The sequence below is a fragment of the Nocardia sp. NPDC127579 genome, assembly GCF_042672005.1.
Lineage (GTDB): Bacteria > Actinomycetota > Actinomycetes > Mycobacteriales > Mycobacteriaceae > Nocardia.
Genome location: NZ_JBHXVZ010000010.1, coordinates 62,736 through 76,016, shown reverse-complemented (window position 1 = coordinate 76,016; position 13,281 = coordinate 62,736). Strand labels below are relative to the sequence as shown.

At 66.2% G+C, this 13,281-nt stretch carries 1 protein-coding gene (cut by both window edges); it reads right to left on the bottom strand.

All 13,281 nt of this window come from inside a single coding sequence — locus tag ACFVMC_RS28830, glycerophosphodiester phosphodiesterase family protein, on the bottom strand. Of the gene's 116,319 coding nucleotides, 18,391 precede the window and 84,647 follow it; the stretch shown corresponds to coding positions 18,392–31,672 (codon 6,131, partial, through codon 10,558, partial); reading right to left, the first codon wholly in view occupies positions 13,277–13,279. Both codon boundaries (start and stop) fall beyond the window edges.

The following is a 13,281-nucleotide window of genomic DNA, read 5'->3' as shown; positions in this document are numbered from 1 at the left end:
TCTTGCCGATCTCGACTCGCATGCCCCAGGCGTCGAGGTGGACCGTCACCTCGAAAGCCGACAGGTCCGGCTCACCGTCGGGGGTTTGCATTGCCCGAGACAGCATCTCGCCGACCAGTGACGCGAGGTCTCGCTCATAGTGAGCCCGGATATCTGTGCGATCCGGACTCTTGGGGTCACCGAATTCCCAGTTGCTCAACTGGTTTCGCAGTTGATCGGTGAAACGCTGTACATCCGTGCGCTTGTCGACGACGCCGAGCAGGTCGTGCCGAATCCGAGGGTTGCCCGTGTCGGGGTCCAGGTAGTGCGGGTCGTTCGGATGCCGGAGCACGGCTGCCACCCGCACAGGGATCTCGGTTTCGGGGTAATCCCATGAGCCGATCCCCACACCGTCAGCGAGCAATTCGATGCGGATGATCCGGTGGGATTCGCTGACGCGAAGACTCGCATTCGGCGCGGTGCCGTCGTCCAGTTGGGCCAAGGCATCGGCGAGGCGTTCACGGAGGTCGGCGCGCTGGTCCGTGCGCAGCATCGGCACCAATTGCACGTGGGCGATGAATTGGTCGATGCTGCCGTTGGTCCAGGGCAATTCCATGATCGGCAGATCGGCTGCGGCGCTGTCGGTCTCGCTGCTCCATGTGAGAAGCGCGTCGAGACGGTCGATCGCTGGACGGGCAGCCTCGAGCTTCGCGGCCAGATCGACGTTGGGCCGATCGGCTTCGTCCGGAACGACCTCGTCCTGTTCAACGGCGAGTTGACGTTCGTACTCCCAGAACAAGGACTGGAGCGGAAGGCGGAAGTCGAGCTCGTCGGACTTCAGCGAGCGGTCCAAGGGGGCGAGCGCGCGCAGCGCACGGCCCCATTCGCGGGCGGTCAAGTCGCCGAAGCGCGATTCCGGGAGATCGGCCTGGACTGCCAGCCATTGTCCGAATCCGGTGGCGCGCCGATTCACCTCGAGGACGGAATCGGCGATGTAGTCCAGCAACCACATGTCAGGGTTGCGGTCAGCGGCCAGGCCGCTGATTTCCCGGGCAGCGCGGTCGAATATCTCGGCGACGGTGGCGTCCGCGACGCGGGTCTGCCCCAGTACCTCATGAACACGGCGGGTCAGAGAAGCGTGGTACCGCTCACGCAGCGCGGCGATCACGCTTTCCCCCTCTCGGGGGTCCACAGCCAGCAGCGGCGGGGCAAGCTTCGCGAAAAAGACTGCGTTGGATGGGATTTCGGGAGTATCGCCGGGTACTTCGTCCGCAGACACGACCGTCTGTACAGTCGGCCCGCCGCCAACCTCCATCTGGAATTCGATCAAGCCGGAGCCCACCGGACCGACGGCATGTACCACGGCCTCGGTACCCACACCGAACCTCAGGAGCCGGGCTTCGAGTTCGTCCATCGACGCGAAGACCTCGATACCGTCGGTGTTCAACAGTGTTCTGAGAGTGCGGAGTTCGTCGTCCAATTGGCGCCAGGCATCCGCGAGCTGCCTCAGCTCGGCCGTTTCCTTCGGCAAAAGGTTCAGCTGGGAAAGGGTATCGGTGAAGATCTGCGGAGTCGTCCCTGGATCCACCCACATCGGGAACGACGCGACCCGGGCATAGAGCTGCTCGACGGCGGTGTCGAGCTTCTTGCGTACCTCCCAGAAGCGTTGCACGCCTGGGTGATTGCCCGTCGCCCGCAGACCCGGTTCGGCCCCCAGCGCGAAGACCTGCGCCGCGTGGTAGCGCACGAGCATTTCGCGACGCTTGAACTCCTGCGCCAGCAGGCGGGCCTGGTGCCCGTCATCGTGCGATTCCCCATAGACCGACACCGCTTCGTCGATCTGCTCCACTGTCGGATCAGCGAGCGGCCCTCCGACAATGCCGGCGCCGAATTGTGCCAGCTCGCCGGCCACCATGCGTCGAGCCGAAATGTTCGCGGCAACCAACTTCGTGGCATGCGCGAGTTCGGCGGGCGGTGTGCGCAGTTGCGCATCGAGCAGATCGGCCAGGTGCGCCGCGTACACCTGGGCCTCGAAGTCCTGGCGGGCGGCGACTGCCTCCCGGTGCCGGTGCGCGGTGGCAGCCACCGCGGTAGGCGACGGCTCCGGCAGATCCATCACGAGTGTTTCGAGCAGATCGATCTCGTAGTCGAGGAGGTACGGCTGCGCGTCCATCTCATCGAGCAGATCGGGCACCTCGCCCGCTGGGTGCGCCGGCCGCTTGCGAAGCAACTCCGCGTGCAGCGCGGCCACTTCCGGCCCCAGCGTGGGCTCGCTGTCCTGATCCACGGTGTACGCGATACCCGGCTGCGGCATACGGCCCGCGAGGTGGGTGACCTTCCAGTCCGCGACCAGCAGCAGTGGCGCGAGCCCCAGCAGATCACCCACGGCTTTTTCGGTACTGGCGCCGACGGGGCCCGCGTCATGGTGCTGAGCTTCCGATGCCAAGGCCGCAGCTACCACCTGCGGCAGCTGCCCCGAGTCCGTCGGCATTTCAGCGCCGAAATACCTGAGCAGCGCACGTGTCCGAACCCCGAGGCGGTGCTGTTCGGCGGCGGCCGCGGCATACGCCGCGATGAGCGCCGATTCCTCCGCGTCCGGCCGGAGCCAATTCTGCGCCACCCGGTCGACAGCCAGTGCCGCCAAGGCATCGGCCGCCGTGTCGGCGATCCGAGACTCCACGGCCTGTTGGGCGAGACCATCGACGTTCGGTTCGAACCCGTCGTCCGGCCCGGCCGCCGCCACGCGTACCTGGATATCGGGCAGCACGGCAATAATTCGTTCCGGTGTCGCATCCGCCGGATCGATCCAGATCGGCAAATTCGCGATCTCTTGCCGCATCGCTGTCGCTGTGATTTCGCGCGCCCTATCAATCGCCTCGAAATCTCGAACCAGTCCATCGGTAACCGGGCCCGTTCCCGGCAGACGGATCCGGTCGGCGAATTCGGTCAGCCAGGTCAGCCGCCGCGCGAAGTGGGCAGCGTCGAGTGCCGAGCTGTTATAGCGGTGAACCAACTGGACATAGCGCGCCGCGCTGGCCGGGTCGCGCCAGAACACCTCATCTACCAGCGAGTCCAGCCGGGACGGTGGTGGATCATTGTCCTCGATACCGAGCCGGGTGAGGATCTCGACGATCTCAGCACGCAATTCGGCCACGTTCGCGGCCGCGGCCGCACGGTAGCCTTCGGCCTTGGCACGCAACGCCAGCACGGTCGCGAGCAGCCCGTGGTCGTCCGACGCGGCGAATTGCGCGTCGACCACCGAATCGCCCATGGCGACGAAACCGTCTGGCAGTGGACCGGATTCGGGGCGCGGCGGCGGCGGTGTTTCGGTGTAGGTGTAGCGGTCCGAACCGTCCGCACGGCCGATCGTCAGCTCCCGAGAGTCCGGCTCACCGCCGATCCGAACCAGCAGGTCGGGGCGGCCGCTGTACAGCCACTCGGCGTGCTGGCGCGCCAGCCCGAACATCGTGGCACTGCCCTGCCATGGGACAACACCGAACCCGGTGCTGTGCAGCGCTTTCCGCAGCCTCTGATCGAGACCGGCGCTGCTCCAACGGTATTCGCGCACCACATGTCGCGGATTCGCGACCGAGAATTCCAGACGACCCGTCCACGCCGGGCCCTCCGGCCCGTTCTCGATGATCTCGACGACGGCGACCCGCGTCTCCACCGGTCCGTGTATCCGCACCGACACCACGAGATCGGTCCCCTCCGACCGGCTCTCGATCACTTCGTCGAGCAACGTCGCGACCGCGCCCTGCGGCAACACCACACCGCCATCGGTGACCGCGATCGACTCGAGCAGGCGTTCTGTCAGGCCGACCGAATTATCCCGCTCTGTATGCACCGGCCACGACATGCTCAGTTCGCTGCCGTCGTGGTGTGGCGTGTGTAGCGTCAACCAACGCTTACCGTCGACATCACCGGTAATGATGTGCAGCGCAGGGCCATCCGTGCATCCGATGAACGCCTGGCCGCCGTTCACCCACAGTCCGTGGCGAACCGACTCGATCGCCATCCGCCGCTGCGGCTCGGTGAGGCCCCAGCCCGCCAAGGTTCGCTCCAGCAGGCCGCCGGGCTGGGCATCCGCGACCAGCTGAACACGTATTGTCCGATCGTCCTCGTTGACACTCAATGTCAGATCGCGGCCCTCGGGCTCCGGCCGGTCTCCACGAGCGATCAGCGCCGCCTCGCGGTGCCGTTCGGCCGACGGATCGGCGTCCGACGGTGCCATTCCAGCCGGAGCGCCGTCAGGTTCAGCGGCCGGCTCGCCAAGTAGCGCCGACAGGTCAGCGTCTGTGATCGTCTCCGATTCCGCGCGCGCTGCGGCCAAGACTTCTTGTGCCGCACTGTATTCGCGACCGAGTTCCTCCAGTTCGCTATAGATGTCTTGATCCACGGGCGATCGGCCGTCGACGATGGCGCGAACATCCATTTCCCGCAGGAGATTGCCGAGACGGTTGGGATACAGATCGTTGGGATCCACCCAGAACCCCAACCTCGCGGCCAAGGCGCGAACCTGCTCTGCGATCTTCTCGAACTGGGGCGAAGTGTCTTTCACCATCCGCCACGCATGATGGCGCACGGCGTACTCGGCGTAGACGAGATTGCTCGCTGCCTTGCGCAGCGCGAGGTACACCGGGTCGGCAGGATCGATGTCATCGGCCAGCCGGGCCAGCCTCTGCTGAATCCGCTCCGGTTCGAGCCCGTCTCGCAGGTTCATCCGCTCGGCGAGCTGCTCCACATTCGCCGCCGCCTGCGCGCGTACGGTCACGGCGCCCACGAATGCCCGCGTCGCCGCGTCGGCCGGACGGCCGACCCCGTGCAGATCGGCCAGATGCGCTGCGGCGATCATGCGATCCAGGAGGATGCTGTCTTTCGTGTTGGCGAGGGCCAAAGCCGCCGCATCGTCGGCCGCGTCCGGCAGCTCCTCCACATCGCGCGATCCTGCCGAGTTCTGCGTCAGCCGCATCCACTGCTTGTCCGCATTTCGGTATGCCCTTGCCGCGGTGACGACATCACCGGGGAGCGGCAGCAACGACTCCACATATTTGACACGGTTGTCGGCTTGCAGATAACGCTTCGCATGACCGACCAACCTCGCCAGCTCGTGCATCCTGGACTGGTCGGAATCCGACAGATCGTCATCGGATTCGTCTTCAAGCTCCTCCAATCGCGACAGCTCGGCCTTATCTGTTTCGAGCCGCGCCTCGACATCGCGAGGATCGGTCGACTTGTCGCCGGGCAGCGCGGAGCGCCAGCGTTCGCGAGCGGCGAGCTCGGTGGCGTAGATCTGCGCCACCTCCCACCCCAGAGCCTCCGCCCGGACCGGGTCAGTGCCCAACGCCGAGTCGGCATCGAACGCGGCGTCCACAGGCTCGGTGTACAGCTCGACGAGCGCGGCCGCGGCACGCAAGCGCGCGCCGAGTTCGATCAGCTCGTACCGCAGCGCGCCATTGTGCCCAGGTACTAGTTCGATCAGTTCGTGGACTCGATCCGGGTGCTCCTGCGCCACTGTCGCACCCGGCACGCTCGGTACCGCCACATGGATCCGCGCGGTAAGCGCATGGAATTCCGCGACGGCGGCGGCGAGAGCCCGCACTTGCTCCACGGGTGTCGCAGGAGGTGGCTCGGCCGCGAACTGGGCGAGCAATGCCTCCTCCGCGGCCGCGAGCCGGTAGCGGGATGCGCTGTCGGCCAGGTCTTTCAGCGCGTGCGACAGGTCCGGTGCGATATCGGCCCCCAGCGCCGCGGTGAGAGCTCGAACCGTCGCATCGATTCGGTCGGCGGTCAGCTCGTCAGCGGAGACCGGCACCTCGAAGTCAGCGATCGCCGCGCGCACGGCCTCGGCAGCCATGGCAGTCCGATCGCGTGCCGCCACCACCAGAGGATCCATCGTGCCCGGTGCGATCACGGGGACTGGAAGCACATCCAGGCGGTGTGATGGAGCATCACCCAGGTCAGAGGGGTCCTCGAGGTCCGCGCGGTCGACCGGGTTGCCTTCTGGGTCACGGAAGATGGCGAAATACTGCACGACATCGCGTGGCGCGTCGGGAGGGTTCGTGCCCGACCTCGGCTCGACCTCGGGCTCACCGCCGTCCACGCCAGGCTTCGTGGTCAGCTCGTACATCCGCCCGTACAGGCCGGCCTCGGGATCGATGTAATAGATATGCTGCGGATACACCACGGCCGACGAACCCACCGGTAGTTCTCGCAGCCGCTGCTCCAGCAGCTCGGGCGTCGTGAACCGCTGGAAACGGCCACCTGTAACAGTGACCACCCGCCGCGCGTCCGGGCGACCTGCTCCCGGATCCGACAGCGGACCAGTGGCCGCCGCATCCCGCTCGGCCATGCGGCGAGCGTCGGCTTCTCGGTCCCGCCGTGACTGGGCGCGGTGCGCCGTCAGGGTTTCTGGATCCAGGCGGGTGGGAAGCCCTGGCGCAGTCGGTTTGTCGGCTTCGGCACGCACCAACCAGCCGGCCGCCAAGGCGGATCGTCCCTTATCGATCCACTGCTGTGCGTCCACACGCAGCTGTTCCCGCAGGTCATCCTGCTCGAGTTCGGCAACCCGGTCTCGCAGCAGCTCGGCCGTCTGCAAGCTGTTGTCCGCGAGCTCCAACTGCTCGGCCACCTCTGCTGGAAGCCCGCCCAGCTTGTCGGTGAACGCGGCGCGCAACTGGTCCGCCTCGGTCCGGAGACCAGCCAGGTCACGGTCGATCTGCTCCCTCCACAGCCGCCTGGCTCCTGCGCTGTTCGGCGCACCCGAAATCGCTTCGACGGCCCCCAACTCGCCCACCACGCCGATGGCGAGGCCCGAAGCGGGCTCGAGTACGACATGTCCGTTCTCGTCGCAGAATGCCCCATATGGGGAGTGCTTCCGCTGAGCAATTTGCCCGGCAATCTCTACGCGGTCCGCCGTGGCATCCTTGGGCAGCGCGTCCAGCTTCGCTTGCAAGGCCGGGCCGCGTTCGGTATGGATTCGGCCGACCACGATCGTCACCGGAATCGGATCCGAGCCTGGTGATCGTCGCGCCGCCCGGGCCGCCAAATCCGCCAGCTGCTCGGACGCAGTCGAACCCACCGGCCCGACGAACCACTGCTCGTACCCTGCGTAGCCGACCAGCGACGCCGATTGCGTCAAACTCGCGTGGCCGCCCGGCAGATCATCATCGAAAACATATGTCGCATAAGCAGTTCCCTCGGCACTACGGATCGGCCCACTGGTCGGGTCGCCGTACCATCCCGAACTCTGCACCGCTACGAACGTGACCTGCGCATCGCCGCGGAACGCGTCCGCCAGCATTCCGAACACCGCCCCCACATCCGGTGTGGCCCGAACATCCGGGTCTCCGTCGTAGACCAGCACCACCGGATGGCCCTGCGCACGCAGCCCATCGATATGCCTGCGGATCGGGGCCACCATCGAGTCCAGGTCAGCCGGGGCAATTCCGTTGACACTTCCCGCACCGCGCACCGTGATGACGCGCGCGTCCGACGTCCTCCACCCGGCAACAACACGGGTCTCCCAAGCACGGAGATTCTTGCCCAAGAATACGGCGGCCGACGGCTCGCCGCCGGACGACGGCTCATGCCGCTGCGGATGACGACCGCTGGCATCGCGCATGGGCGGCACGATGCGACGAGTCGGATCGCCCGGGCGGTTTGCGGGCGGATGGAAGTCCGGGAAGGACGCCGGGCCCGAGCGGGGCAGGTCGGAGCCGGGTTCGCTGAACGTCCGGCGCCCCGTCCCGCTGTCGTCCGGCTGCTCCCCCATCTTCGCGCGACGACGGCGGGCATCGTCGGCTCTGCGTAGATCGTCGACGATCTGCTCGCCGATGGTCGGGTTTCCGTTCTTCACCGCGGCGCGCGCCTCCGCCCGCGCCTCCTCCAGATTCAGCGACCCGTTCTCGTGGAAGCTGTAGCGGCTGAGCTGACCGTGCAGCCAGTGGCCGAAGGTGAGTCCTGGCGGTGCGAGTTCGTGGTACTTGTTCAGTAGCACGAGATACGTTTCGAGCGACTTGAGGAATGCCCTTCGGTAGTCCTTCGCGGACTTCTCCGACATCACCAGGGATTCGTCACGCAGCGCGGCGCGGAACTCGCTCGACAGTACGTGCATTCCCAGCCAGATCGATGGGTCCCCGCCATGCCCGATTTCGTGGCGCACGGACCGGGTCACCGGGCTGGCCTTACCACCCGGGTGATGTCCGATATAGCGCCAAGGCTCCGTCAGCCGGCCGTTCTCTATCCCGGTCCAGATATCGGACAGGTCGCTTGCGCGCGTGTATTCCGGGTTGATGAGATAACGCTCGTTGAATACCAGGACTTTGACGCCGTCCCGATCCCGGAATTCGGCTCGACGACCTCCGGCCAGTGGAGCGATTCCGAACCCCGCAAAGGACATATCCGGGTCATCTGCCAGCTCTTCGCGCATGGCCGCGAGGTACTCCCGGGCCAGATCCCGGTCGAGGTCCGGCAGGTCGAAACCGAAGACGAACTTCCCGTACCTGTCACCGACCTCCTCGGCCTCGGACTTCAGTGGGTTGATTCGCGGCGGCGTTCGGTAGCTCGCCGGATGCCGACCCGACCACCGGCGAGCCTCATCGACCAGCAGAGCGCTCAGAGCCCGGTGCCCGGGCGTCATTTCCTCGGGCCGGGTTTTGGCGATCCAGAACGACTCGAGCAGGGCGGTCCAGGAATTGACGGTCCCGTCTCGATGGAAAGCACTGGGTACACCGGGGATGGCAGGGAACTGTTCGTACTCCAACCATGCCTGGTAGCTCAGGTCACCCCACTCCTGGTCACGAAGCTCGTCGCCGTGGTCGCCGTACAGCTCGAGCAATACCTGATCGGCCTTGGGTTCGGCTCGCCAGCGACCGGAAATCAGCATGGCTTTGCCGAATTCGTACACCAGTGCGTCGCGCACCCGGTCAGCGCCGGCGTTACGCGGCACCGTGATCGATCGTGCGTGCGCAACGCCACCGACCTCGGCCATAGTGACTCGGACACGGCTGTCGGCACCCCCGAAGCGGACACCACGAACATCGAGTTCGGGATGCTGGGTCAGCATGTCGTCGACGATCCGGGCGACCTCGAGCGCGGTATCGAGCGAGACTTGATCGTCGAAACCGGCGAACGTCATCGCCGGGTATTTGACGGACAACGCCGCGCCGACCGCCGCCACTGTTTCGAATCGCGTTGCGGACCAGATGTCGTCCGGTGCCGAGTGGTCACCGAGTGGCGGGACCCAGGATGTTGAAGCCGTGTCTGCTGCGTACTGTTCGGCACGCGGATATTCGAACGACAGTCGGCTCATGCCTCTGTCGACGTCTGCGATCTCGACGAGACCCGCGCGGTCACCCAGTAGCAACCGCGCATTTTCCCGAACAACACCCGTATAGGCGAGCACGGACACACCGAGTACTGGACCGGCATCGGTCTCACGCACATCGATAACAACCGACTTCGGATCAACGCCGACGACTTCCGCGAAGTCGACCAGCAAATCCGCTACCGCATCCACATCCTGGCCGCCTGTTTCGCCCGCGACAAGCGGATTCAGCAGGTGACGCACGGTGTCGAAGTCGCTGAACTCACTGCCGGTCAGTTCGATTCGAGCCAGTGCCGAATCCGAATACCCAAAGCTCTGCTGGGTCGGGCCGACGTCCTGGGTGATGTTCAGGGATCTCCCACTGCCTACCCGCACGACTGTCATCGATGCAGCGGCATCGATCTCGGCGATCGACCGCCCAGCGGTCAGCAACCGCAGGACTTCGCGCCCGGTCCCCGTACCGACCTGAGGCAGCTTCGCCTGCAACGAATCCGGATAGACCAGCAGAGTGATATCCCCATCGACTCGCGTGATCCGGATTTCCCACAATGCTCCTTGCGGAGCCGCGGTTGCGCCGGCAGCACCTTCGAACGCGATCGGCAATACCGCAGCCAGCGAATCGAATACCGACTGTTCGACGTGATCACGTAGACGCGCCAGAGTCGCTGTCACCGCCGCCTGTGCACGGTCTGCAGCCGCCCGCTCACCGGCCGCTGCAGGCACCCCCCGCTCGGAGGGCAGCCCGATGAAACCTACCGATGCAGAAGCGCTTTGGGCCGCAGCATCCGTCAGTCGCCTGTTGAACTCGCCTTCCCCGTCCTGCGGCAGATGGTCTCCCGGCCCTACATGACCACCGTCGCGACCCCACGCCTGGTTGCGGTTCGGGCCCCAGTACCTGAACGGATCGTTCGAGGTGTCCCCGGTCGGTTCGTAGGCGCGTCGCATCTGGCGGCTCGGCTGAGACTGCTGTGGCGCGAATGGATTCTGCGCGCCGTGCAGGGAGGGTCCGCGGCGAGTGGGCGTAGCCGGGGAATCGCTGCCACCCAACAGTTCCGCGTATTCAGCGGCATTCGGGTGGCCGCCTCGATCGGCACCGCCGGAGCTGGTCTGCACGGTGCCCAGATCCGACTCGTCATCCGCCGGAGATTCGTCTTCGACGAGTGTCGTGATCGGTTCGTCCGACGGTGTGTCCTCGAGTGTTCCGGTCAGGCCGTCGAATCCGCTGGCCGCATCGTCACCGACGGCGTCGGCGATGGGCCTCGACTTGCCGCCGACAGAACCGTCGACTACTTCGGCTTCGACTGAAAGTGTTTGTGCGCGTTGGGAATCGTCCTGACGGAAGACGTGGTCCAGCGATGCCGCGCTGACCCGCAGGGACTGTTGTCCGGGCGGACCCGAGACTCGCACCGTGATCGCGGCCGGCTCACCGCCGAGCGCGACCCGCAACTCCGCCATGACGGCTTGTACGGTCACGTCGGTGCCGGCCCAGCGGGAGGTCAGTGCGCGCAACACCTCACGGGTGAAAGTATCCGGCCAGCCACCCTCACCGCACTCGGCAGTCCAGCGGAGCTCTGACTCCCAAATCTCGCCCGCCGCGCTGACTTCCGCGGTCAACCATGTCGTACCGTCCTGGCCGAGGCCACGAAGGTCGACATAGCCGGAACCCGATTCCACCTCGAGGTAGCGGTCCTGCGCACCTGCGCCGAACGAAGAGAGGGCCCGCAGGGCCTCGATGGTTTCCGTATCGACACGTGAGCCCTGAAGCGCGGCAACGAATTCCCCCTCGGGCAGCAGGGAGTGCGGCGGTGCGTTCAGACGTGACCGGCCGGTGGTCGGATCCGTGCGGATCCCCAGGGCGAGCACCTGGCCATCAGAAGAACGAGCGGCATCGATGCCCTCATGCCGCTCGATGAGTTCCGTTTCGCCGACATTCAACGCTCTGCCACCGGGCAGCAGGTGGGCCACCGTACCGATGACCGCGTCGGGGAGTTTCAGCCCATCGGTTTGGAGATAGGCCGGCGAGAACTGATCGGCTCGCCAAGCGAGATAGCCCAACTCGTCGTCGCGCCCGGTCTCCGCCCAATGGGACTGGCGCAGCGCGTCCTCGATCAGATCGCGCTGGGGCCGCCGCGCCTGCGTGTGGTAGGCAGCGTCGGCGATCCCGTGCGCGAGCACCGCCGTGATCCCGTCTCGGGAGCCCGCCCACGGCTGTCCCGCCAGCACATCGGCCAGCCAACCGGGGTCGGTAAATACCTTCCGGTTCAGTACCAGCACCGGAAGCGGGCCGCCGGATCCACCCTCCATCCGGACCTCGTAGGGCCGATCGCCGTCCAGCAAGTCCACCACGATCGACCAGGGCAAGCGCACCCGCCCATCCGCGGTCGCCTGCCGCAAGAAATCCGCGACGATCCTGAACTCGGCGGACGACACCGCGCCGTGGGCAACGAGCCCGCCGAGATGCACTTCCGTCGCCGCCCGGTTGGCGATCGACTGCTTGGTACGCCGCTCCAGGATGGTCTGTTCGTCCAGGCCTGGCAACCGGCTCTCCGCCGCATTCGGCAGTGCGATGGGATCGGTCCGGCGGGCCGGGCGGCTCGGGTCCCCTGCGAATTCGAGGTAGGGCCCTGGGCCCACCCCAAACCTGGGGGGCATCGGCGGCCGGAAATCTGTCTGCGGTCGTGGTGTGGCTGAGCTGTCCCCCGTATTCTCCAGTCCCGCTGGATGACCCGCTACGAACCGATCGAAATCCACCACGCGTCCGCCGACGATGGTGTGCCCTTCGCCTGCGCTCTCGATGTAGGCGCCATAGACGACCACGCTCGTAGATTCGACACTCTCCGGCAGGTCGGCCTCGCGGAGCGGCCGCCATCGAGCCTGCGCGGAGTCGTAGATCCAGACATTCTCGCCGCGGGCGAACGCTCCGAACATCGCGGCCGATTCCTGGGGCCCGGCCCCTTGTTCGGCCAAGGCTTCGGAGATCAGCACCGGATCATTGGTCAGCAGGAGGGCACGGCGTGGGCCCTTCGTCGCGCGTTCGTCGACCAGCAACGTTGTCGGCCTTGCCGATCGAAGGCGGTCGGTGAGCGCGCCGCTGTCGAGCGGCGAATCCACAGCCGCTACGTCCTCGGACGTCGTGGGTACCGGAAGTTCGTCACCGTATCGCCGGCGAAGTTCCTGGCTCGCCGACTCCAGTGCGCTGTCGAAATCCAGGACCCTGCCCGGGATCTTCGCGCTGAACGGAAGCTGACCATTCAGGGTTGGCGGCACCTGGTAGCGCTCATACGCGCCGTTCGCCAATCGAACCAACACCATGGAACCCGAGCGACGGACCGAGATCCTCGGATGCCAACCATTATTGAGCTGCCGCAGGCGGCCCAGTCGGTGCATGATGTCAGCGCAGATCGCGTCGACGGTGTCCGGATGCAAACCCACGAGCATGACATCGCGCAGCAGGCGTTCCGTCCACCCGATCGGATCTTCGTCCGATCGGGTCGGCTGCCACGACGCCTCGAGTTCATCAGCCCTTGCGTTGACGTGGAGTCGCGCGAACGTGGGCGAGTCGGCGGGATCGTCCAGCAGGTACATATCGGCACGGCTTTCCGAATGCCGGACGATCGATGCGTGCCCGCCCTGCGCGGCAAGTCCGTGCCGGACCGCGGCCAGGATCGCCCGGCGCCAGACATCCTGTCGGCCACCTTGCGCGTCGAACTTCTCCGCCGCGGACCCACCCTCGGCGGCATCGGAAACCTGTGTCGCGTGGATCGTCCGGCTGTCCGTCTCCGCGTCTGCTCGAACTCCGGGGTGTGCACCGCGTGCCGCCAGAAGCTTGTTGTGCTGGCTCGCAGCAGATTTCAGTGTTTCAGCGCTGCTGGTCCCCCCGAACAGTTCCACCAGCTTCTCGGTCAGCACCGTGGTTGCGGTATCGATCGCCGGCACGCCCCCGTGCCCGCTGGACCGCAGATAAGGCAGCAGCC